Consider the following 20,917-nt stretch of genomic DNA (forward strand, 5'->3'; position numbering starts at 1 on the left):
TTGGCCTAGAACCCGCGCCCTGACGTGAGATAGAACTGAGAGCGATGGCGAACACCGCATCCGCGCGCAAGCGCATCCGACAGACCGAGGTCCGCACCGCCCGCAATGCGGCGCGCAAGTCACGGATGCGTACCTTCATCAAGAAGGTTGAGGTCGCGATCGCGAGCGGCGACAGGGAGCAGGCTGCCCTGGCCCTGCGCGCGGCCCAGCCGGAGATGCAGCGCGCCTCCACCAAGGGTGTGGTGCACGCCAACACGGTGTCGCGAAAGATCTCCCGCTTGTCCGCTCGGATCAAGGCGATCGCGATCACCTGAGCGCCATTTGGGACGAATTGCGAGAAGGCCGGGCACACACGCCCGGCCTTTTTCATGTCGTCGGTGTCGTCTCGTTTTTGCGTGTAATCTCGCGATAATTACCTGGTGTTCGCTCTTTGTCTTGCGAATACTTTCTAGCTGATACTTGACAACGCCTCATTTTTGCGGCGGCGCATGAACGGCTAGATTCCCGTTGCGACCCCCCGGCCCGTGTTTTACTGTCCGCCACGGTCACGATGATGACCGCAAGCTGTAACAGACGGCCTTTCCCACCTTGTGTGCGAACACATGGCCCGCTTGCGCGGGACCGGTAATGTTGTGCCCTAAGCGGGAGGTGATCGTCGCGCCGACGGTGAATTCGGCCCATCTGTGGCCAGGAAGCGGGGCGTGGTCAGGAACGGGGTGGGTGAGAGTGGAGTCGTGCCGTGCCGTCGAACCTGGTTCCATTATAATGGAGCATGATCGTCCGATCGAGGCGGGGATTGCCTTGGTCCAACATCCGCTGGACGCGCATTGGGAACGCATACGATCGCGACTGCAAAGCGAAGTCGGCGACGTCGAATATCGCACCTGGCTGCGCCAGATCCGGCTCGGCGATGCAGACGGTGACGAGATCGTGTTGCTGTTGCCGACACGGTTTCTGCGCGATTGGGTGCGCAACCAGTATGGTGACCGGCTCAGTGCACTCTGGCACGCCGAGCTGCCGGCCATCAGGAGGGTCGAGCTACAACTCGGCGCCGATTGTGCCATACCGACGCCGACGTTGAGCGAAATCGAAACGCCGGTCAGCACCAAAGCGCCGACCGCCAATACCAATGCCGGTGCGACCGGGTCGAATGCACGCGCGGAACTCGCCGCACCGCTGGATCCGCGCTTCACCTTCGACGCCTTCGTCGTCGGCAAACCCAACGAGTTCGCCCATGCCTGCGCGCGTCGTGTCGCCGATCGCCCGTCCAGCCCGGGCTTTAATCCGCTGTTCCTGTATGGCGGCGTCGGCCTCGGCAAGACGCATCTGATGCACGCCATGGGCCTTGAACTGGTCCGCGGCGAAAGGGTCTCGGTCGCCTATATGTCGGCCGAAAAGTTCATGTATCGCTTCATCGCGGCGATCCGCAGCCAATCCACGATGGAATTCAAGGAGCAGCTTCGCTCGGTCGACGTGCTGATGATCGACGACCTGCAATTCCTCATCGGCAAGGACAACACGCAAGAGGAATTCTTCCACACCTTCAATGCGCTGGTCGATGCCGGCAAGCAGATCGTGGTATCCGCCGACAAATCGCCCTCGGATCTTTCCGGTCTCGAGGACCGTCTGCGCACGCGCCTCGGCTGCGGCATGGTTGCCGACCTGCACGCCACCACGTTCGAGTTGCGCATCTCCATCCTGGAGGCCAAGGCAGCCGCCTCCGGGGTCGCGGTGCCGCCGAAGGTGCTGGAGTTCCTCGCCCACAAGATCACCTCGAACGTACGCGAACTCGAAGGCGCGCTGAACCGGATGATTGCGCATGCCAACCTGTTCGGCCGGCCGGTGACCCTGGAGGCGACCACCGAGGTGCTGCACGATATCCTCAAGGCGCACGATCGTCGCGTCACCATCGAGGAAATCCAGCGCAAGGTGGCCGAACACTGGAACATCCGGCTCACCGACATGTCCTCGGCGCGTCGCGCGCGCGCGGTGGCGCGGCCCAGGCAGGTGGCGATGTTCCTGGCCAAGCAGCTCACCAGCCGCTCGCTGCCGGAAATCGGCCGCAAGTTCGGCAATCGCGACCACACCACGGTGATGCACGCGGTCAGCCGCGTCACCGAGTTGATGGGGCTCGACACCGCCTTTGCCGAAGATGTCGAGCTGCTGCGCCGCATGCTGGAAAGCTGAGGCCCATTTGCGAGGCACACGAGGGCTGCTAGAGTTTTGGCCCCCGGAAGTCTGGGCCCCCCGGACGGTCGCATCCGGCGCAGAGGACTGCTCAATGAAGCTTAAGGCCGACCGCGCGACGCTGCTCAAGGCGCTCGCCCACATCCAGAGCGTGGCCGAGAAGCGCAACACAATCCCCATTCTGGCCAACGTCCTGGTCTCGGCCAAAGCGGGCACGCTGAGCCTGACCGCGACCGACATGGAAATCGCGGTCGTGGAGGAGATCGCCTCCGGGGTTACGCGCAATGGTGCGACCACCGCGCCGGCCGCGGTGCTCTACGAAATCGTCCGCAAGCTTCCTGACGGCGCCGAGATCGAACTGGACCATCCCGGCGGCGACGCGCCGCTCGCCTTACGTGCCGGGCGCTACGCCACCAGCCTGAACGTGCTGCCGGTGGAGGACTTCCCGTCGATGACAGCCGGCGTGCTGCCGCACCAATTCCGGCTTGCCGCCGGCGTGTTGCGCGGCCTGATCGACCGCACCCGGTTTGCGATCTCCACCGAGGAGACACGCTACTATCTCAACGGCATCTATCTGCACGTGGCCGAAGGCGAGACGGGCCCGATGCTGCGCGCGGCCGCGACCGACGGTCACCGTCTGGCCCGGGTGCAGACCGAAGTTCCCGAGGGCGCGGTTGGGATGCCCGGCGTGATCGTGCCACGCAAGACAATCGCGGAACTGCGCAAGCTGCTCGACGAGGAAGCAGGGGACGTCGAACTCTCGCTCTCGGACACCCGTATTCAATTCACCGTCGGCAGCGTCACGCTCACCAGCAAGCTGATCGACGGCACCTTTCCCGATTACGAGCGCGTCATACCGCGCGACAACGACAAAATCCTGAGGGTCGGCAAAAAGGATTTTTCCGACGCTGTCGCCCGTGTCGCCGCGATCAGCCAGGAACGCTCGCGTCCGGTGAAGCTCTCCATCGAGCACAATCTGCTGACCCTGTCGGCGGCAAGTCCGGACCAGGGCACCGCCAAAGAAGAACTCGACGAGGGCCGCGTCGCCTATCATTCCACACCGCTCGAAATCGGCTTTCAGGCCCGCTACCTCAACGACATCACCGACCAGATCGAGAAGGATGTCGAGTTTGCGTTTTCCGACAGCGCCGCGCCCACGCTCGTGCGCGATGCCGATAGCCCGTCCGCGCTCTATGTGCTGATGCCGATGCGGGTCTGACCCGCCGCCGCATGCTGCGTCTTGAGCGGCTGAGGCTTACAGATTTTCGCACCTACGCCCATCTCGTCTGGCAGCCGCGCGCACAGATCGTCGTGCTCAGCGGCCCCAACGGCAGCGGCAAGACCAATCTGCTCGAGGCGCTGTCGCTGCTCGTCCCTGGGCGCGGGTTGCGCGGAGCACGGCTCGGCGAGTTGCCCCGTGAGGGTGCCGCGCACTGGGCTGTGGCGGCGCGTCTTGCGCATGCCGGGGAGCCCTTCGATCTCGGCACCGGCACGTCGCCCGCGACCCCGGCGGGACGACGCGTGTTCCTGCTGGACGGACACCCGCCACGCCGCGGCGCTGTCGCGGATGCGCTGGCGGCGGTCTGGCTGACGCCGCAGATGGACCGGCTGTTCGTCGAAGGGCCGGCAGGCCGGCGACGCTTCCTCGACCGGCTGGTGCTGGCGCTGGAGCCCGGCCACGCCCGCGAGGTTGCGGCCCATGACGAGGCCCTCGCCGGGCGCGGCCGGCTGTTGCAGGGGGCACGCGCACCTGACGCCGGCTGGCTGGACGCCGTCGAGGACGCGCTGGCGCGCCACGCCGTCGCGGTCGCGGCGGCACGCCGGCTGCTGGTCGCCCGTATGAACGCGCGTGCCGAAGCCTCATCGGGCGCGTTCCCGCCGGCGACGCTGGCTCTCGACTGCCCGGTCGCGGACAGGCTTGCGCACGAGCCGGCGCTGGCGGTGGAGGATTGGCTGCGCGGCAGCTTGCGCGCGAGCCGGGTCGCGGACGCGGCGGCCCCTGGCGCGCGCGCAGCACTCGGGGCGCATCGCGCCGATCTGCGTCTCGCCGACCTGGCCACCGGTCGCCCGGCGGCAATCGCCAGCACCGGGCAGCAGAAGGCGCTGTTGCTCGGCGTCGTGCTCGCGCACGCGGCGCTGATCGCCGGGGATCGCGGCCAGGCACCGTTGCTGCTGCTCGACGAACCCCTCGTGCATCTCGATGCGACACACCGCGCCGCCTTGCTGGCGGCACTGCCGCTTCTGGGCGCCCCGGCTTTGCTGACCGGCACCGACGCGGAGCCGTTCGCGGCCCTCTCTGGGCATGCCGAAATGTTGCGCGCGGGCTGTGGAAAACTCGTCCCGGCCGAGGGATTTCCGGTGCTCTAAGCTGGCTGCGAGCCGGGCTGTCCTGTATATTCGACCATTGCACACGATCCAGTTTTTTGGAGTAGATTACCGGCATGTCCGATAACGCAGCACCTGCCAACACGCCTGCCCGCAACGGCACAGCACCTGGCAACCCGCTGCCCGATTCGATGCAGACCGACGGACACGACAGCTACGATGCCGCCTCGATCTCCGTCCTGAAAGGCCTCGACGCGGTGCGCAAGCGCCCGGGCATGTATATCGGCGACACCGACGACGGCTCCGGCCTGCACCACATGGCGTTCGAGATCATCGACAACGCGGTCGACGAGGCGCAGGCCGGGTTCGCCACGTCGTGTGCGCTGATCCTCAACGGCGATGGCTCGGTGACGGTGCGCGACAACGGCCGCGGCATTCCGACCGACATGCATGTCGAGGAGGGCATCAGTGCCGCCGAACTGGTGCTGACCAGGCTGCATGCCGGCGGCAAGTTCAACCAGAACTCCTACAAGGTCTCCGGCGGCCTGCACGGCGTCGGTGCCGCCGTGGTCAACGCCCTCTCCGAATGGATGCAGGTACGGATCTGGCGTGAAGGCGTCGAGCACCGCATCGGCTTTCACCATGGCGAGACCACCGAGCCGTTGCACATCGTCGGCCCCAGCGACGAGACTCGCGGCACCGAGGTCAGCTTCAAGCCGAGTGCCGCCACCTTTGCGCTCACCGAGTTTGACTTCACAATTCTCGAACGTCGCTTGCGGGAACTGGCCTTTCTTAATTCTGGACTGGAAATCCTGCTGCGCGACGAGCGTCATGCGCCGGCGGCCGAACAACGTTTCTGCTACCGGGGCGGCCTGGTCGCGTTCGTCGAATGGCTCGATCGCGGCAAGGCCGCCGTCGCCAGCCCGCCGATCACGGCATTGGGCGTGGACAACGCCCAAGGCATCAAGGTGGAGTTCGCGCTCTCCTGGAACGACAGCTTCCATGAGACCATGCTGTGCTTCACCAACAACATCCCGCAGCGCGACGGCGGCTCGCACCTCGCTGGATTCCGCCAGGCGCTGACCCGCGTGGTCGCGAAATATGCAGATGGGCTCGGCAAGAAGGACGCGCTCACGCTGTCCGGCGAGGACATGCGCGAAGGCATGACCGCGGTGCTGTCGGTGAAAGTTCCGGATCCTAAATTCTCGTCACAGACCAAGGAAAAGCTGGTCAGCTCCGAGGTGCAGCCGGTGGTGCAGGCGGCGACGGCGGATGCCATCGCGCACTGGTTCGAAACCCACCCCAAGGAAGCCCGCTCGATCATCGGAAAGGTGATGGATGCAGCGGCCGCGCGCGAGGCAGCGCGCAAGGCGCGCGAACTCACCCGCCGCAAGGGCGTGCTGGATATCTCCACGCTGCCCGGCAAACTCGCCGACTGCCAGGAGCGCGACGCCTCCAAGGCGGAAGTATTCCTGGTCGAGGGCGATTCCGCCGGCGGCACCGCCAAGCAGGGGCGCGACCGCCGCTTCCAGGCGATCCTGCCGCTGAAAGGCAAGATCCTCAATGTCGAGCGCGCCCGCTTCGACCGCATGCTCGGCTCCGCCGAGATCGGCACGCTGATCACCGCACTCGGCACCGGCATCGGCCACGGCGAACCGGAGCAGGGCGGCTTCTCGCTGGCCAAGCTGCGCTACCACCGCATCGTCATCATGACGGACGCCGATGTCGACGGCTCGCATATCCGCACGCTGCTGCTGACCTTCTTCTTTCGGCAAATGCCCGAACTGATCGAGCACGGCCATCTGTATATTGCCCAACCCCCGCTCTACCGCGCCAAGCGCGGCAACGAGGAACGCTACCTCAAGAACGACGCCCAAATGGAGCAATACCTCCTCGACAAGGCGCTATCGCACTCTCGCCTGACCTACGCCGATGGTCGTGTATTGCAGGGTGGCGACCTCGCCGCCGAAACCGCCTGGCTGCACGACGCAACACGCGCGCTGCGCCGGCTGTCGGTCACAGCGCCGGTCTGGATCCTGGAGCAGGCGGCCATCGCCGGCACGCTCACCCCCGATGTGGCCCGCGGCCAGTCGCATGCCCAGGCCCTGGCCGCGCGCCTCGACGCTGCATCGCTGCCGGCCGAGCGCGGCTGGGTGGTCTCCGTCGATGCCGGCGGCCTGCATCTCGGCCGCAACGTGCGCGGCGTCGGCGAGCGATACCATCTCGACACGACCGCCCTGCGCAGCGCCGACGTCCTATGGCTGGCCGAGCGCGCGGATCTGCTGGCGCGCGATTTCGGCACCCAGCCCGCGATGCTGTCGCTCGACAATCATGACGCCGCGGTCACCGGCCCCGCCGCCGCCTATGACCGGATACTCGCCCAGGGGCGCAAAGGTCTCGCGATCCAGCGCTTCAAAGGCCTCGGCGAGATGAACGCCGAACAGCTCTGGCGCACCACGCTCGATCCCACCGCCCGCACCCTCCTGCAGGTCAAGGTCGGCGACATCGAAAGCGCCGCCCAGGTGTTCTCAACCCTGATGGGCGACGTCGTCGAACCCCGCCGCGACTTCATCGTCGGCAACGCCCTGAAAGTCGCCAATCTGGACGTGTAGAGTGCCAAGGGCGAGCGCGTTATGGACATCACGAAGGATACTCAGCCGATAACGACCTTCCGCAATCATTCGGCGGGAAGGCGGTGGCCTCGGTGCAGAATACTCCTGGACTGTCGTAAGGAAGTTCCTTTCCTAGAGGTATGATTACGAGCAGGCTGACCAGCAAGGCACAAACCACGATCCTGCAGCCGGTGCGGGCAGCGCTCCACCTCAGTGAGGGCGATGAATTGGCCTATGCCATTGAAGCGGATCGGGTTGTGCTGACGCGTGCTCAACCAGTCACGATAGCAGACGACCCGTTCCGGTGCTTCTCGGAATGGGACAGTGCCGCGGACACCCTCTCCTATGCCGAACTGTGAGGTATGGGACTTGGTTAAGATCCCGTTTCCCTACACCAACCGGCCGGTGCAGCAGCGTCGGCCGGCTCTTGTCGTGGCCGTCCCAGACACGCTCGGCGCTCCTGCTCTCCTCTGGGTGCTGATGGTAACCAGTGCGGCCAATCACGGCTGGCCCGGTGACGTAGTCGTCTCCAAGCTGGCCGAAGCGGGGCTGCCTGCGCGCTCTGTCGTGCGTTCAGCGAAAATCGCGACGATCGAGGCTTCGGATGCCGAGCGGATCGGGTATCTGCCCCTGGCAGACCGTTTGCCGGTCGCAGCGGCGCTGCGAAGCAATCTTGCACTCGTTCATGCCTGATGAACCTGATGAAGATGCCTGCTTGTAGCCAGCAAGGCTGAAGCCCGCGGCCGTCAAATGGTCGATCGACCCAGCGATCGAACTTGCGTCCGACCTACGGCAGCACCGCCGCGCGCACGAAGCCGGCGCGTTCGTGCAGCGCGAAGGAGGCGTGGTTCTCCGCCTCGTGTAGGGCCCGAGGCACCATTCATCAGGCAGGCGCCGCGGCAAGCACGCCGATGAGGGGACACCCGGATGTCTCGCCTGCATCGCATCGGCGTACGGCGTCGCTGAGCACCCGCTCGATCGCACGCAGATCCGCAACTTTCGCGCGCACCTCGGCAAGATGGGTGGCGGCGATGTCGCGCACCTGCACGCAGGCATCCTGGCTCGCCGTGGCCAGGCCGAGCAGGGCGCGCACCTCGTCGAGCCTGAAGCCGAGTTCGCGCGCCCGGCGCACGAACGACAGGCGTCCCACGTCCTCCTCACAGTAGAGCCGATAGCGGCCGCGGCGGGCGGGCACCGGCAGCAGGCCGATGCGCTCGTAGTAGCGGATCGTCTCGATGTTGCAGCCAGTCCGGCGCGAGAGCGCACCGATGGCGATGTCGTGATGCTGCATGGCGCCGGCTCCTGGAAATCGGGCTTGAGTCTGTAGCCGCTACAGATCGTAGGCTGACTCCGATGCCTCGGCCAGGGAGCCCTGCAATGTTCAACCACTCCGGCAGCAGCACGATGACCAAACACGGCGGGAGCGGCGCCGCGCCCGCGCTGCTGACCCTCGGCGGGATCGCCGCTGCCTTCGGCGTGGCCTCCTGCTGCGCCCTGCCGTTCCTGCTCGCGACAGCCGGGCTGAGCACGGCCTGGCTCGGTGGCATCGCCCTGTTCGCGGCACCGCACAGGCCGCTCCTGCTTGCCGCGGCTGTGCTCTGCTTTACGATTGCTGCTGTACTGCTTTGGCGGCAGCGCAAGGCGGCGGCCTGCTCGCCGGGGGCGATCTGCGCACGCCCGGCGGCGCGCGCCGCGACCGCGGTGGGTCTGCTGCTCGGCCTGGCGCTGCTCACCCTCGGTTATGCCTTCGTATGAGGACCAAGATGATCCTGCGCTCCACCATCACCTGCCCGCATTGCGGCACGGCCGCGACGGAGACGATGCCGACCGACGCCTGCCAGTTCTTCTACGACTGCACCGGTTGCGGTGCGCTGCTCCGGCCGAAATCTGGCGACTGCTGCGTATTCTGCTCCTATGGCGACGTGGCGTGCCCGCCGATCCAGAAGAACGGCACGGCTGACTGCTGCGCCGTGGTTCCAGCGCCAGGCCGCCACCATGCCTGAGGCCTATGATCTCGTCGTGATCGGCTCCGGCACTGCCGCCCAGGTGGCAAGCGCCCGGGTGCGCGAGGCGGGCTGGACGGTGGCTGTCATCGACCAGCTTCCGTTCGGAGGAACCTGCGCGCTGCGTGGTTGTGATCCCAAAAAGATGCTGGTCAGCGGCGAAGAGGCCTTGGACGCCATCCGGCGCATGCGCGGCCACGGCGTTGAGGGCGACGCCCGGATCGCCTGGCCCGAGCTCATGGCGTTCAAGCGCGGCTTCACGGATCCGTTGCCCGGCAAGCAGGAGCGGCGTCATGCCGGGCGCGGCGTCGCCACCCTGCACGGCGTCGCTCGGTTCACGGGTCCGGACACCGTCGCGGTCGGCGGCCGGGACCTGCGGGCCGGTCACGTCCTGATCGCGACCGGGGGCCGGCCCGCGCCGCTCGGCGTACCAGGCGAAGAGCATGTCGTGACCAGCGATGCGTTCCTGGAACGCGACGCACTCCCCAGGCGCATCGTTTTTATCGGAGGCGGTTACATCGCGGCTGAGTTCTCCCACCTGGCCGCGCGGGTCGGGGCCGAGGTGACGGTGCTGCAGAGAGGCACGCGCATGTTGCCCCGCTTCGACGCAGACCTCGTAGGCTGGTTGATGGAGAGCTTCGCGGCGCTCGGCATCGAGGTCCGCACCGGCACGACCGTCACACAGGTTGAGCAAGCGGCCGACGGTTTCCTGGTGCACGCCACCGCGGACGCTCAGCCGCTGCGCGTCGCGGCCGATCTGGTCGTGCATGCGGCGGGCCGGATCCCAGCGCTGGACGCGCTCGACCTGGCAGCGGCCGGCGTCGGCGTCACTCAGGGAAAGCTCGCGCTCAACGCGTTCCTCCAGAGCGCATCCAACCCGCGCATTTACGCGGCGGGCGACGCCGCGGGCCGCGGGCCGCCTCTGACCCCGGTCTCCGGCCACGACGCGAGGGTCGTCGCGGGTAATCTGCTCAACGGCAACCGACACCGGCCGGACTACCGCGGCGTGCCGAGCGTGGCGTTTACCCTCCCGCCGATCGCAAGTGTGGGACTGCACGAGGAGGAGGCGCGCGCAGAGGGGCTGCGGGTGCGGGTGAAGTCGGAGAAGGTGCCGAACTGGTTCACGGCTCGGCGTCTGGCGGAACCGGTATACGGGTATAAAACCCTCGTCGAGGAGGGCAGCGGCCGTATCCTGGGCACCCACCTCGTCGGACCGGGCGTGGACGAGGTGATCAACGTGTTCGCTCTCGCCTTACGACACGGCCTGACGGCGGCAGACCTGAAGGCGGCCATGTTCGCCTACCCGACCGGCGCCTCGGACATCGGCTCCATGCTCTGAACACGGCGACTCACAGCATCCGATACATGAACAGCAGATCGAGCCAGCGCTCGAACTTGCGTCCGACCTGCGGCAGCACCGCTGCCCGCACAAATCCGGCGCGCTCGTGCAGCGCGATGGAGGCGTGGTTTTCCGCCTCGATGCCGCCGATCATGACGTGTTTGCCGGCTTCCTGGGCGCGCGCAACCAGAGCCGCGAGCAAGGCCGAGCCGATCCCCGCGCGTCGCGCCTGGGCATGCACATAAAGCGAGTGCTCCACCGTGCGGGCGTAGCCGTCATGCGGCCTGAAGGCGCCATAGGAGCCGAAGCCGCGTACCGCGCCGTCCTGTTCGGCGACCAGGACGGGAAAACCGGCTTCGCGCCGGCCCATCATCCAGGCGTGGCGGTCCGCCAGCGTCTGCGGCGTGATCGTCCATAAGGCGGTGCCGCTCAGGATGGCGTCGTTGGTGATCTCCAGGATCGCCGGCAGATCGCGCTGGTCGGCCGCGCGGATCATCGGCGGCGCAGCACCAGGGTGGCCCAATCGCCTTCACGCAGCTGCCGTTCCAGCACCAGCCCCTGCCGGCGATGCGCGGCCAGTACCTGGCGCACCTGGCTTGAGAGTAAGCCTGCGAGGATCGCGGTGCCGCCTGATGCCAGATTGGCGGCGAGGGGGGCCGCCATCCGGCAAAGCGGGCGCGCCAGGATATTGGCGAACACCAGGTCGAACGGCGCTGCCGCGCGAATGGCGGGAGAGGACCAGCCGTTGCCAAGGCGGCACAGGACGCGGGTGTGCAGTTCGTTGAGCCGGGCGTTTTGCGCCGCCACCCGCACCGACCAGGGCTCGATGTCGATCGCGAGCACCGGCCGCTTCAGCAGGGCGGCGGCGGCCATCGCCAGGATGCCGGAGCCGGTGCCGAGATCGAGAATGCGGCGCGGCGCGCGGTGAGCCATGAATTCCAATGCGCGCAGGCAGCCTCGGGTGGAGCCGTGCTCGCCGGAGCCAAACGCGATCCCGGCATCGAGCGTCAGGGTCAGACCGGGACCCGGCGCGGGTGCCAGGTGGGTGCCGCGTATGGTGAAGCGGCGGCCGATCCGCTGCTCGGGGAAGGCTTCGGCGGTGCGGGCGAGCCAGCCCTCAGTCTCGGTGCGCTGGCGCAGCAAGGCGGCGGAATGGCCGCTGAGATGGGCCGCTATCGACAAAGCGTCGGCGAGGGCGGCCTCGTCGGCGCCCTCGGTCTTTACGCCCTCAATGCGCCAGCACGTCTGGGTGTCGTCTGCTTCGAACAGGCCGATGGCCGCACAGACGCTGGCGATGGCACGCTCGTAATCTTCGACCGCGGCTTCCGGGACGGTGACATGGATGGTCTCCAGCGCGGTCGCACGCCGCGGGCTCACCCTACCTGCTCGACATAGCTGTCCATCAGCCGCTTGGTGCCGGCATGATCGAACTCGATCTCAAGCCGGTCCTCGTCGGTCGCGCGCACCGTGCCAGGGCCGAACTTCTGGTGGAACACGCGGGCACCGACGGCGATCGCGGTTTCGCGCTTCGGCCGCGGCGGTTGCTCCCAGGCGGCGATGACGGTCGCCTCCATGACGCGCGGCCGCTTGGCGGTCAGCGGGAACTGGCCGCCGAACACCGGGGGTGCTGACATGCGCTGCTCGCGTGCCAGGGAAGCGCTGCCGGTGATCTCGATATGCGCGTCGGGCAGCTCCTCGATGAAGCGGCTGGGGATCGCGCTCTGCCAGTTGGCATAGATGCGCCGGTTGGCGGCGTGGCTGATGATTGCACGGAGGCGAGCCCGGGTGATGGCGACATAGGCGAGGCGCCGCTCCTCCTCCAACCCCTTGTTGCCGCCCTCGTCGAGGGTGCGCTGGCTGGGAAAGATGCCTTCCTCCCAGCCGGGCAGGAATACGGTGTCGAACTCGAGGCCCTTGGCGCCGTGGATGGTCATCAGGTTGACCCGGTCGGCGTTCGCACTCTCCTCGTTCTCCATGACCAGCGAGACATGTTCCAGGAAGCCGCCCAGGCTCTCGAAATCTGCCAAGGCGCGGACCAGCTCCTTGAGGTTGTCGAGGCGTCCCGGTGCCTCTGGCGACTTGGAGCTTTGCCACATGCCGGTATAGCCGGTCTCGTCGAGCAGGGTGCCCACAGCGCTGACATGGCCGTCGCGGCCGAGTGCGTCGCGCGCTCGCATGAAGCAGCCCATTAGAGCATTGAGCTGCTCGCGCACGCGGCCCTTCAAGGCGCCAGAATCCAGCAGCCGCTGCACCGCCACCGTCAACGGCACCTGTGCCGCGCGCGCCTCATGATGCAGCGCCTGCAAGGTGGCATCGCCGACACCGCGTCGCGGCAGGTTGATGATGCGCTCGAAGGCGAGGTCGTCCGCCGGCTGGCTCACGACGCGCATATAGGCGATCGCGTCGCGGATTTCGGCGCGTTCGTAGAAGCGCAAACCCCCGATGACCCGGTAGGGCAGGCCCAGTGTGATCAGCCGCTCCTCGAAGGCGCGCGTCTGGAAGCCCGCGCGCACCAGCACCGCCATTTCAGACAGGGGGTGATTGTCGCGATGCAGGCTCTCCATACGACCGCCGACCATGCGCGCCTCCTCGTCGGAGTCCCACACGGAGGCGACTACCACCCGTTCGCCCGTGGTGTCCGCGCGGCCGGGTCGCAGGGTCTTGCCGAGACGGCCGCCATTATGCGCGATCAGCCCGGAGGCGGCGGCCAGGATCGGTGCCGTCGAGCGGTAGTTGCGCTCCAAGCGGACAATCCGCGCCCCGGGGAAGTCCTTCTCGAAGCGCAGGATGTTTTCCACCTCGGCACCGCGCCAGGAATAGATCGATTGGTCGTCATCGCCGACGCAGCAGATGTTGGCACCACCACCTTCACGCTTCGCCAGCAACCGCAGCCAGAGATACTGCACGGTGTTGGTGTCCTGGTACTCGTCGACCAGGATGTAGCGAAAGGCGCGGTGGTACTGCGCCAGCACGTCCGGGCGAGTGCGCAGGATCTCGGTCATGTGCAGCATCAGATCGCCGAAATCGGTGGCGTTGAGCTGGACGAGCCGCGCCTGGTAATCGGCGTAGGCACCGCGCGCCGCCCCGCCGCCGAACTCGCTGTCCTCGGCCGCGGTGATCGCCGCCGGTGTCAGGCCACGATCCTTCCAGCGCTGGATGACGCCCATCAGACCCTGCGGCGGCCAACGCTTGGCATCGATCCGGCGTGCCTCCATCACCTGCTTCAGCAGTCGTATCTGATCGTCGGTATCGAGGATGGAGAAGCTCGACGTCAGGCCGACATACTCGGCGTGGCGTCGAAGCATGCGCGCGCACAGCGCGTGGAAGGTGCCGAGCCACAGCCCTTCAGCCGGCCGTCCGAGCAGATGGCCGACGCGCTCGCGCATCTCGCGTGCCGCCTTGTTGGTGAATGTCACCGCCAGCACCTGACCTGGAAAGGCGCGGCCGCTCAATAGGATATGGGCAAACCGCGTGGTCAGCACCCGGGTCTTGCCGGTGCCGGCGCCAGCCAGCACCAGCAGCGGTCCGTCGATGGTCTCCACCGCCTCGCGCTGCTCGGCATTGAGCGAGACGAGATAGTCCATGGCTGGAGGGGGAGCGAGGGCGGGAACGGGTGCGGAGTCGGCGAGGAGGTCTGTCACATCAGTCATATTAGGAGGAACGAAAGACCTCGCCAAATCCCTGTTCGTTGCGTGTAGTTATGGAGTATGGTGCAGCCATAGGTTGTAATCGAGTCGGAGGCACCTTCATGCGGGGATTTGCCGAGGCAGGCGGCGCCTGGCTCGCCGGGCTGACGCGCGGCGGTGTCGAGCGGCTGACGGAGGACGCAGGCAGCAACCAGCCAGCGCCGGTGTTCGCCAGCACCGGACCGCATGGCCATCGTCGGCGTATGCGCGAGCGTCTGCTTGGCGTCGGTCCAGGCAGCCTCGCCGACTACGAGATCCTGGAGATGCTGCTGTTCCTGGGCATTCCGCGTCGCGACACCAAGCCCTTGGCCAAGGCGCTGATCAACTGCTTCGGCAGTCTCGCGTCGGTGCTGTCCGCACCTGCCGACGCGCTCGCACAGGAGGGCGGCCTCGCCCCGGACTGCATCGCCGTGCTGCGCCTGCCGGAGTTGGCGGCGGTGCGCCTATCGGGTGCGGAGGTGCGCGACCGGCCGGTGCTGAACAACTGGGAACGCCTGCATTTATATTTCGATACCGCGCTGACCGGGGCGATCGCGGGACAGTTGCGCGCGCTGTTCCTCGACAACCGTAATCGCCTGCTCGCCGACGAGGTGCTCGAGGACGCCAGCGCGATGATCGCGGGCCTGGAAGCCGAGGCGCCGGACCCGTCGCGCCAGGCGATGCGCCGGGCGCTCGATCTGCACGCCACGGCGCTGATCCTGGTGCGCATCCTGCAGCCGGGACCACTCGCCAAGCCGACGCTTGCCCGCGAGGCGGGGCTGGCCGCGCGGATTACCCGGGCCGCGAGCCCGCTCGCCATCGTCCTGCACGACCATCTGCTGGTCGGCGGCGAGAACTGGATCAGCCTGAAACAGAAGGGACTGGTCTGAGCGCGAGCTGTGCCTCGAGGAGAGCGAACAGCGCCTGGGGGCTTTCGGCCAGGGCGTCCGCACCCGCGGCCTCCAGTTCCGCGCGGCCGCCATAGCCCCAAAGCACGCCAATCGCGCGCAGTCCGTTGGCGTGCGCGCCGGTAATGTCGTAGCGCCGGTCGCCGACCATCACCGCGCGCTCAGGATCAACACCTTCGCGCGCCACCAGATCCGCGATCAGCTCCGGCTTTTCGGCGCCGGTATCGTCTGGACGGGCGCCATAGAAGCCATCGAAATAGCCGGTCAGGCCGCGCAATTCGAGAATGCGGCGCGCCAGGTGAAGCGGCTTGGAGGTGGCCAGGAACACCCGCCTGCCGGAGTTGGCGAGGTCGTCCATGAAATCCGCGATACCAGGAAACAGCGGGCTCTCATGCAACCCGACGCGATCGTACTGGGCACGGTAGGCGCGCATGCCGGTCTCGATGGCCTCCGCGCCGACATCGCCGAGCAGCCGCGCCATGACGTCAGGCAGCGGCGGGCCGATCACCCAGTCGAGGTCCTCGCCTGGGTCCGGCTCGCGACCGAGTTCGCGCAGTGCCGCGCGCAGGCAGACGATGATGCCGTCGCGCGAGGCAATCAGGGTGCCGTCGAGGTCGAGCAGCACGGCCTGGCTCGACATAGCCGATGTGATCTGTGTCATCCGCGCGCTTCTAGACGCATGGCGCATTGAGGCCAAGGCGAAAATGTTGCATACTCGTATCGTTAAGCGGAGGGAACTCGATGCAGGCGATCCAGGCGCGGCTGCTCGGCGGTGAAGGCGCGCTCCTGGGCGACGCCGATCTGCTGACCGTGCTGCTGGGTGCTGCGATGCCCGCGCGCCACGACCCGGATGTGCTCGCCGGCGAGGCGATCGCGCGCTTCGGCAGTTTCGCAGGCCTGCTTGCGGCCCCCTTGCGCGAGCTGCAGGGATTTGCCGGCTTCGGCGCGCACAGCCTGGCCGCGATCAAGCTGCTGCACGAGGCGGCCTTGCGGCTGTCGCGCGCGCGCATGCAGAACGAGACCGTGCTGACCGATTCCGCGCGCCTGATCGGCTACCTCACCGCGGTGCTGGCGCGCGAGAAGATCGAGCAGTTTCGCGTGCTGTTCCTCGACGCCGAGGACCGCCTGATCGCCGACGAGGCGCAGGCGCGCGGCACCGTCAACCACACGCCGGTCTATCCGCGCGAGGTGGTGCGACGCGCCATCGAACTCGAGGCGGCGGCGATCATCCTGGTGCACAACCATCCGAGCGGTGATCCGACGCCCTCGCCCGAGGATCTGTCGATGACCGCCCAGGTGGTCGAGGCCGCGCGCGTGCTCGGCGTCACCGTGCGCGACCATGTGATTGTCGGCAACGGACGCTGGACCAGCTTCAGCGAGCAGGGGCTGCTGGACGGCCGCCATTAGGCGTGTCCATCGCTTCGGATTGGGAGACGATCTCCCTAACTTGAATAAGCATAAGGCGAGATGCTCACGCTGCGCGAGAACGCTGTGCTGAAAGCGCCGGTCGAGGCGTAGCCGCTTGCGACCGCAATCTCGGCGAGTTTCGCACGGGGTTAGCGCAAGGCGCGCTTGGCCAGCGCGCGTGGCCTGCCGCGGCAAGCCTGGGCATCTCGAACGGAACCGGCATCGGCCATGGTCACGCGCGCTTCCGAGCGGGTCGGCTGGACGCTCTATCATCAAATCAGGATGCCCGCGGATAGATCATCCAGGCAGCCGTCCCTAACATGTCGCCCTCCGCCCGATCAGCGCCGTCAGAGACGGCTATAGAAGGAGCTTGCGCCTTGCCTGACCTGCGCGCCAACATCACCAACTGGCGCACCGCTCCGCACAACCGATGGGCTTTTCGCAACGTCGACCGCGTGGTGTCCTGTGCTACGATCGCACACGATCGGACGCACGTGCGCCCCTTGCCGCGTGCAAGCGGCAAGCTGCGGAGCATCCTCACGTCGGCGCCGTTCCTCAGATACACGTCGACAGACGCCATGGTGGTGATGCGGGCGGGCCTCTTGGTCGGGATCATCGAGGCGCGAGGCGAGCTGGACGTTGCCGCCCCGATCTCCCGCTATGTGCCAGAGATTGCTGAAAGCCCGTATGGCATTGCCACCATACGCGATCTGATCGACATGCGTCTGGGCGTGAAGCTTACCGGCACGTCGCTGGCGGCCTACGAAGAGGCAACGAACTGGGTGCCCGCAGATCCGGGGCGTCCCGATCCCAGCCTGCGCGCCTTCTTCTCCGGTCTGGCGGGCATCGAAGTGCCGCAAGCGAGCCCCTTCAGCTATGTTTCGGCGAACACCGACCTGCTCGGTTGGGTGCTGGAGCGCGCGACGGGCGAGACGATCGCAGCCCTTGTGAGTGCGCATCTCTGGCAGCCGATGGGCGCCGAGGCGGATGCCGCAATCACGGTCGATCGGGAAGGCCTGGCGCGTTGCGCGGGCGGCCTATGCGCAACAGTGCGCGACCTGGCGCGTATCGGCCAGCTCATGATCAATGGCGGCGCGGTGGGCAGTACGCAGGTCGTCCCAGGACCCTGGGTCGAAGATATCTGGCAGAACGGTGATCCGCAGGCATGGCGGACGGGCGAATGGGGCAAGGTCTTTGCACCAATCAGCCAGAATATGCGCTATCGGAGCAACTGGTATGTGATTGATGATCATCCCGAGACGCTGTTCGCCATGGGGATCCACGGGCAGAACCTCTTCGTGGATCGGGTCAACCAGCTCGTTGTGGCGAAGCTATCCCACTGGCCGAAGCCGACCATGAGCCTGCCGACCTGGCTGACACATAAGGCCTTCGGCCGGCTGCAAAGAAAATAGCTGCGCAGCAATGGCCGGTGGTGACGTGCTCAGCTGAAGCTGTCTTGACCCGCTTCGAATTCACACCCGGGCAAGGCGATCGGCAGCGGCGCCATGGCGTCGCGGATGCCAAGAGGGCCGGGCAGGGCGCCGCGCGCGAACAGCCTTGTCACGTGCCCCATCTTGCGGCCCGGACGCGCCTGCGTCTTGCCATAGAGATGCCCGAGCAGCCATTCGCTGCGCAGGATCTCCGGCCACAGCTCCAGCGCCTGCAGCCCGAGCAGGTTTTTCATGACCGCATCCGAGTGACGCACGGCCGCGGGCAACGGCAGTCCGGCGACAGCCCGGATATGCATCTCGAACTGGCTGACCGGGCACGCATCCAGGGTCCAGTGGCCTGAATTATGCGGCCTGGGTGCGATCTCGTTGACCAGCAGCGCCGCATCAGCGTCGAGGAACAGCTCGACGCCCAGCAGGCCGACCAGCTCCAGGTGGTTCGCAATCCGTACCGCCAGCGCCCTTGCCGCGAGCGCGACCACAGGCGTAACCGGCGCCGGCGCCAGGGTCAAATCGAGGATGTGATCGCGATGGTGGTTTTGCACCGCGTCGTAGGCGACCACCGCGCCGTCCATCCCACGCGCAACCATGACGCTGAGCTCGCAGGCGAAGTCCACCAAGCGCTCGGCGATCAGCGGATGTGGCTGCAGGCGCGCGAACGCCGGCTCGAGGGCCGCCTCCTCGCGTATGACCGCCTGACCATGGCCGTCATAGCCGAGCCGGGTTGTCTTGAGCACCAGCGGCAGGCCAAGCGTCTGCGCGGCCGTCTCCAGGGCGGCGTGGTCCGCGACCGGATGGAACGGGGCGACGGCGACGCTGGCCTCTGTCAGCATATGTTTTTCGGCAAGCCGGTCCTGGCTGATCCGCAGGATCGCGCCCGACGGCCGCACCGGACGAAGCGACGCCAGCAGGTCGAGGCCGCTGGCGCTGATGTTCTCGAACTCGAAGGTCACGACATCGACCCGGTCGGCGAAAGCCCGCAAAGCGGCCGGGTCGTCATGCGCGCCAAGCGTGATCGAGGCCGCGACCTGGGCCGCCGGGCTCTCGGCGTTATCGGTCAGAATGTGGCAGCGATAGCCGAGCCTGGCCGCGGCAAGGGCCGACATGCGACCGAGCTGGCCGCCGCCGATGATGCCGATGACGCTGTTCGGTTTGAGTGGGGCGGCAGATGTTACTGCGAAAGCAGAGCTCACTGTGAAGGCAGATCTGGCACCGAGGCGGTCTGCAGCGCCCGCCAGGTCTCGATCCGGGTGGCGAGGTCGGCATCGGCGAGCGACAGGATCGAGCCGGCCATAATGGCGGCATTCACCGCGCCGGCGCGGCCGATCGCCAAGGTCGCAACGGCCACCCCAGCAGGCATCTGCACGATCGAGAGCAGGCTGTCGATCCCGCCCAGGCTGCGGCTCTTGACCGGAACGCCGAGCACCGGGAGTGTGGTCCAGGCAGCGCACATACCCGGCAGGTGGGCGGCCCCGCCGGCACCGGCAATGATCACCTGCAGCCCGCGCTCACGCGCCGACGTCGCATAATCGACCAGACGGTCGGGAGTGCGATGGGCGGAGATGATCCGGGTCTCGAAGCTGATTTCCAGCGTGTCGAGCATGTCGGCCGCGTGCGACAGCGTCTTCCAGTCAGACTGGCTGCCCATGATCAGCCCGACCTGTGCGGCGCTGTCCTGGCGCTGTCGCCGCGGTCTGTCGACCTGCTGCTCGGGATCAAGCTCCGGCGGCTGCCTGGTTTCGTTCGACGGCTGTACCATGGGACCCTCTCTGCGTCAGGCTATGCTGTCAGGGATCAGCCGGCTTTCCAGCCAGGCGATTTCGTCCTTGAGCATCAACTTGCGCTTCTTCAGCCGCTGCATCTGTAATTGGTCCATGGGATGCGACGCCAGTCGGCCGATCACCGTATCCAGGTCGCGGTGCTCGCTACGCAGCTCGTGCAGTTGACGTAAAAGCGTGTCGCGGTCCGTTAGCATGAGGCGCTGCATAGCACAGGCGGTCCGATAAAATCAGTCGGGCACGTCGCATGCGCAAGACCGGCGCCACACAAGCCGATTTGGCGTGACATAATCCTGTCACACAGCGTTATCGTGGCATGTCGCCTCACCCTGTTGCGGAGCCACCATGAGCCAGCAAGCCCGGATCGACAGCCTGAAAATCCGCCATGCCAACCTCGACAGCCGTATCGTCGAGGAGGATCACCGGCCGCAGCCGGACCAGGATGCCCTGAACAGGCTCAAGCTCGAGAAGCTCAGGGTCAAGCAGGAAATGGAACGCCTGCGCGACGGCCTTTAGGCCGCCTCCTCCGCCTCGACCGGCGGCGGCGCGGGCACATTGTGGCCCTCGCGGATCAGCCGGTCGTTGGCGGCCGTGACCACCGCGTTCAGATCGGTCTGGCTGCACAGACCGAGGATGACCGGATCGCGCGGCTTGATATTGGCGCTGTTCCAATGCTGCCGGTCGCGGACCTTGGCAATGGTATCCTTGGTGGTTCCGAGCAGCTTGATGATCTGCGACTCCGACAACTGCGGATAGTTGCGCAGGACGAAGGCGATCGCGTCAGGCCGGTCGTTGCGCTTGGCAACGGGCGTGTAGCGGGCGCCCTTGGAGCGCCTGGTCACCGGATTATTGGCCGAGAGGATGTGCAGGCGGAGCGAGGTGTCGCCCTCACAACGGGTGATTTCACCCTGGGTCACCTGATGATTGGCGACCGGGTCATAGCCGACAATCCCCTGCGCAACCTCTCCATCTGCGATAGCCTGAACCTCGAGCGGGTGCATGCCACAGAACTCGGCAATTTGGGTAAAAGTCAGCGCGGTCTTTTCAATCAGCCACACTGCGGTGGCCTTTGGCATCAGGGGCAAGGTCATGTCTAGGTCCCATCAAAGTCGAGAAGCGCCCGGGCGGCGGCGTCTCTGACCTGGGTCCTGATTGCCTGCCGGCGCTACGTGATCAAGTGCGATATGGGACCCCAGCGTTGTGCCGGTCAAGTGCCAAAGCAAAAGGGGTGGGTCGCCCCACCCC

At 66.7% G+C, this 20,917-nt stretch carries 22 protein-coding genes; 13 read left to right on the forward strand and 9 right to left on the reverse strand.

All coding sequences use genetic code 11. The annotated features are described in order from the left end of the window. Window positions 1-44 precede the first annotated feature (44 nt). The 6 genes from rpsT (at window position 45) to ACQY4K_RS01030 (ending at window position 7,817) form a co-directional block, all read left to right on the forward strand. Complete coding sequence (rpsT, locus tag ACQY4K_RS01005; protein WP_428392661.1) at window positions 45-314, forward strand: 30S ribosomal protein S20; 270 nt, start codon at window positions 45-47, stop codon at window positions 312-314. A gap of 451 nt (window positions 315-765) precedes the next feature. Next, entirely contained in the window at window positions 766-2,187 is a 1,422-nt protein-coding gene (gene dnaA, locus ACQY4K_RS01010; RefSeq protein ID WP_428392662.1) for a chromosomal replication initiator protein DnaA, read from the forward strand. Window positions 2,188-2,281: 94 nt separating this feature from the next. Continuing rightward, complete coding sequence (gene dnaN / locus ACQY4K_RS01015) at window positions 2,282-3,406, forward strand: DNA polymerase III subunit beta (protein WP_428392664.1); 1,125 nt, start codon at window positions 2,282-2,284, stop codon at window positions 3,404-3,406. 11 nt (window positions 3,407-3,417) lie between these two features. Further along, the gene (gene recF, locus ACQY4K_RS01020; RefSeq protein WP_428392666.1) at window positions 3,418-4,554 is read left to right on the forward strand and encodes a DNA replication/repair protein RecF; all 1,137 of its coding nucleotides are present in this window, start codon (window positions 3,418-3,420) and stop codon (window positions 4,552-4,554) included. Between the two features lie 149 nt (window positions 4,555-4,703). Then, on the forward strand, window positions 4,704-7,124 hold the full coding sequence (gyrB, locus tag ACQY4K_RS01025) for a DNA topoisomerase (ATP-hydrolyzing) subunit B (protein WP_428396261.1): 2,421 nt from the start codon (window positions 4,704-4,706) through the stop codon (window positions 7,122-7,124). 369 nt (window positions 7,125-7,493) lie between these two features. After that, window positions 7,494-7,817, forward strand: a complete 324-nt coding sequence (locus ACQY4K_RS01030) for a type II toxin-antitoxin system PemK/MazF family toxin (protein WP_428392668.1) — start codon at window positions 7,494-7,496, stop codon at window positions 7,815-7,817. A gap of 190 nt (window positions 7,818-8,007) precedes the next feature. Here the strand turns inward: ACQY4K_RS01030 and ACQY4K_RS01035 are convergent, their stop codons facing one another. Next, window positions 8,008-8,415, reverse strand: a complete 408-nt coding sequence (locus ACQY4K_RS01035; protein ID WP_428392670.1) for a MerR family transcriptional regulator — start codon at window positions 8,413-8,415, stop codon at window positions 8,008-8,010. Window positions 8,416-8,501: 86 nt separating this feature from the next. On the opposite strand from ACQY4K_RS01035, the gene ACQY4K_RS01040 reads away from it, so the two are divergent. The 3 genes from ACQY4K_RS01040 to ACQY4K_RS01050 are packed head-to-tail and all read left to right on the forward strand — an operon-like array spanning window position 8,502 to window position 10,466. Further along, the gene (locus ACQY4K_RS01040) at window positions 8,502-8,879 is read left to right on the forward strand and encodes a mercuric transporter MerT family protein (RefSeq protein WP_428392672.1); all 378 of its coding nucleotides are present in this window, start codon (window positions 8,502-8,504) and stop codon (window positions 8,877-8,879) included. Next, window positions 8,876-9,127: a GDCCVxC domain-containing (seleno)protein gene (locus tag ACQY4K_RS01045; RefSeq protein WP_428392674.1), complete on the forward strand. Its 252-nt coding sequence runs from the start codon at window positions 8,876-8,878 to the stop codon at window positions 9,125-9,127. The genes ACQY4K_RS01040 and ACQY4K_RS01045 overlap by 4 nt, the downstream gene beginning before the upstream one ends. Further along, window positions 9,120-10,466, forward strand: coding sequence for a dihydrolipoyl dehydrogenase family protein (locus ACQY4K_RS01050; protein ID WP_428392676.1), 1,347 nt, complete (start codon window positions 9,120-9,122; stop codon window positions 10,464-10,466). Before ACQY4K_RS01045 ends, ACQY4K_RS01050 begins: the two co-directional genes overlap by 8 nt. A 10-nt stretch (window positions 10,467-10,476) precedes the next feature. On the opposite strand, the gene ACQY4K_RS01055 is transcribed toward ACQY4K_RS01050, so the two are convergent. The 3 genes from ACQY4K_RS01055 to ACQY4K_RS01065 are packed head-to-tail and all read right to left on the reverse strand — an operon-like array spanning window position 10,477 to window position 14,116. Beyond that, window positions 10,477-10,962 (reverse strand): N-acetyltransferase family protein, encoded by a 486-nt coding sequence (locus tag ACQY4K_RS01055; protein WP_428392678.1) that lies wholly within the window; start codon window positions 10,960-10,962, stop codon window positions 10,477-10,479. Next, window positions 10,959-11,843 carry a 50S ribosomal protein L11 methyltransferase gene (locus tag ACQY4K_RS01060; protein ID WP_428392680.1) on the reverse strand — a complete coding sequence of 295 codons (885 nt, stop codon included), beginning with the start codon at window positions 11,841-11,843 and terminating at the stop codon, window positions 10,959-10,961. The genes ACQY4K_RS01055 and ACQY4K_RS01060 overlap by 4 nt, the downstream gene beginning before the upstream one ends. Then, window positions 11,840-14,116, reverse strand: coding sequence for an ATP-dependent helicase (locus ACQY4K_RS01065; protein WP_428392681.1), 2,277 nt, complete (start codon window positions 14,114-14,116; stop codon window positions 11,840-11,842). Before ACQY4K_RS01065 ends, ACQY4K_RS01060 begins: the two co-directional genes overlap by 4 nt. A gap of 98 nt (window positions 14,117-14,214) precedes the next feature. Between ACQY4K_RS01065 and ACQY4K_RS01070 the strand changes: the two genes are divergently transcribed. Further along, window positions 14,215-15,021 (forward strand): JAB domain-containing protein, encoded by an 807-nt coding sequence (locus ACQY4K_RS01070; RefSeq protein WP_428392683.1) that lies wholly within the window; start codon window positions 14,215-14,217, stop codon window positions 15,019-15,021. On the opposite strand, the gene ACQY4K_RS01075 is transcribed toward ACQY4K_RS01070, so the two are convergent. Continuing rightward, window positions 14,993-15,700 (reverse strand): HAD hydrolase-like protein, encoded by a 708-nt coding sequence (locus ACQY4K_RS01075; protein ID WP_428392684.1) that lies wholly within the window; start codon window positions 15,698-15,700, stop codon window positions 14,993-14,995. The two genes, ACQY4K_RS01070 and ACQY4K_RS01075, sit on opposite strands and share 29 nt — an antisense overlap. 80 nt (window positions 15,701-15,780) lie before the next feature. On the opposite strand from ACQY4K_RS01075, the gene radC reads away from it, so the two are divergent. Both radC and ACQY4K_RS01085 read left to right on the forward strand, forming a co-directional pair. Continuing rightward, on the forward strand, window positions 15,781-16,446 hold the full coding sequence (gene radC / locus ACQY4K_RS01080; RefSeq protein WP_428392686.1) for a RadC family protein: 666 nt from the start codon (window positions 15,781-15,783) through the stop codon (window positions 16,444-16,446). 377 nt (window positions 16,447-16,823) lie between these two features. Then, on the forward strand, window positions 16,824-17,858 hold the full coding sequence (locus tag ACQY4K_RS01085) for a serine hydrolase domain-containing protein (protein ID WP_428392688.1): 1,035 nt from the start codon (window positions 16,824-16,826) through the stop codon (window positions 17,856-17,858). 29 nt (window positions 17,859-17,887) lie between these two features. Here the strand turns inward: ACQY4K_RS01085 and ACQY4K_RS01090 are convergent, their stop codons facing one another. Genes ACQY4K_RS01090 through ACQY4K_RS01100 form a run of 3 tightly spaced genes read right to left on the reverse strand, consistent with a single transcriptional unit; the run spans window position 17,888 to window position 19,869 of the window. Continuing rightward, window positions 17,888-19,087, reverse strand: coding sequence for a 5-(carboxyamino)imidazole ribonucleotide synthase (locus ACQY4K_RS01090; RefSeq protein WP_428392690.1), 1,200 nt, complete (start codon window positions 19,085-19,087; stop codon window positions 17,888-17,890). Next, entirely contained in the window at window positions 19,084-19,653 is a 570-nt protein-coding gene (purE, locus tag ACQY4K_RS01095) for a 5-(carboxyamino)imidazole ribonucleotide mutase (RefSeq protein WP_428392692.1), read from the reverse strand. Before purE ends, ACQY4K_RS01090 begins: the two co-directional genes overlap by 4 nt. A 15-nt stretch (window positions 19,654-19,668) precedes the next feature. Then, window positions 19,669-19,869 (reverse strand): YdcH family protein, encoded by a 201-nt coding sequence (locus tag ACQY4K_RS01100; protein ID WP_428396263.1) that lies wholly within the window; start codon window positions 19,867-19,869, stop codon window positions 19,669-19,671. Window positions 19,870-20,017: 148 nt separating this feature from the next. Here ACQY4K_RS01100 and ACQY4K_RS01105 point away from each other — a divergent pair, with 148 nt between their 5' ends. After that, complete coding sequence (locus ACQY4K_RS01105; RefSeq protein WP_428392694.1) at window positions 20,018-20,188, forward strand: YdcH family protein; 171 nt, start codon at window positions 20,018-20,020, stop codon at window positions 20,186-20,188. On the opposite strand, the gene ACQY4K_RS01110 is transcribed toward ACQY4K_RS01105, so the two are convergent. Continuing rightward, complete coding sequence (locus tag ACQY4K_RS01110; protein ID WP_428392696.1) at window positions 20,185-20,763, reverse strand: DUF1013 domain-containing protein; 579 nt, start codon at window positions 20,761-20,763, stop codon at window positions 20,185-20,187. The genes ACQY4K_RS01105 and ACQY4K_RS01110 overlap by 4 nt on opposite strands. Window positions 20,764-20,917: the final 154 nt, after the last annotated feature.

Origin of the sequence: Lichenicoccus sp. (genome assembly GCF_965276875.1) — a bacterium.
In the GTDB taxonomy this organism is placed as follows: Bacteria; Pseudomonadota; Alphaproteobacteria; order Acetobacterales; family Acetobacteraceae; genus Lichenicoccus.

Excerpts from the sequence above, each read along its gene's own strand:
- ACQY4K_RS01075 (WP_428392684.1), bottom strand. The coding sequence starts at position 15,700 with ATGACACAGATCACATCGGCTATGTCGAGCCAGGCCGTGCTGCTCGAC.
- ACQY4K_RS01050 (WP_428392676.1), top strand. The coding sequence starts at position 9,120 with ATGCCTGAGGCCTATGATCTCGTCGTGATCGGCTCCGGCACTGCCGCC.
- dnaN (WP_428392664.1), top strand. The coding sequence starts at position 2,282 with ATGAAGCTTAAGGCCGACCGCGCGACGCTGCTCAAGGCGCTCGCCCAC.
- gyrB (WP_428396261.1), top strand. The coding sequence starts at position 4,704 with ATGCAGACCGACGGACACGACAGCTACGATGCCGCCTCGATCTCCGTC.
- rpsT (WP_428392661.1), top strand. The coding sequence starts at position 45 with ATGGCGAACACCGCATCCGCGCGCAAGCGCATCCGACAGACCGAGGTC.
- ACQY4K_RS01100 (WP_428396263.1), bottom strand. The coding sequence starts at position 19,869 with ATGCTAACGGACCGCGACACGCTTTTACGTCAACTGCACGAGCTGCGT.
- purE (WP_428392692.1), bottom strand. The coding sequence starts at position 19,653 with ATGGTACAGCCGTCGAACGAAACCAGGCAGCCGCCGGAGCTTGATCCC.
- ACQY4K_RS01035 (WP_428392670.1), bottom strand. The coding sequence starts at position 8,415 with ATGCAGCATCACGACATCGCCATCGGTGCGCTCTCGCGCCGGACTGGC.
- ACQY4K_RS01065 (WP_428392681.1), bottom strand. The coding sequence starts at position 14,116 with ATGACTGATGTGACAGACCTCCTCGCCGACTCCGCACCCGTTCCCGCC.
- dnaA (WP_428392662.1), top strand. The coding sequence starts at position 766 with ATGGAGCATGATCGTCCGATCGAGGCGGGGATTGCCTTGGTCCAACAT.
- ACQY4K_RS01040 (WP_428392672.1), top strand. The coding sequence starts at position 8,502 with ATGTTCAACCACTCCGGCAGCAGCACGATGACCAAACACGGCGGGAGC.
- ACQY4K_RS01045 (WP_428392674.1), top strand. The coding sequence starts at position 8,876 with ATGAGGACCAAGATGATCCTGCGCTCCACCATCACCTGCCCGCATTGC.
- ACQY4K_RS01055 (WP_428392678.1), bottom strand. The coding sequence starts at position 10,962 with ATGATCCGCGCGGCCGACCAGCGCGATCTGCCGGCGATCCTGGAGATC.
- ACQY4K_RS01105 (WP_428392694.1), top strand. The coding sequence starts at position 20,018 with ATGAGCCAGCAAGCCCGGATCGACAGCCTGAAAATCCGCCATGCCAAC.
- radC (WP_428392686.1), top strand. The coding sequence starts at position 15,781 with ATGCAGGCGATCCAGGCGCGGCTGCTCGGCGGTGAAGGCGCGCTCCTG.
- ACQY4K_RS01110 (WP_428392696.1), bottom strand. The coding sequence starts at position 20,763 with ATGACCTTGCCCCTGATGCCAAAGGCCACCGCAGTGTGGCTGATTGAA.
- ACQY4K_RS01070 (WP_428392683.1), top strand. The coding sequence starts at position 14,215 with ATGCGGGGATTTGCCGAGGCAGGCGGCGCCTGGCTCGCCGGGCTGACG.
- recF (WP_428392666.1), top strand. The coding sequence starts at position 3,418 with ATGCTGCGTCTTGAGCGGCTGAGGCTTACAGATTTTCGCACCTACGCC.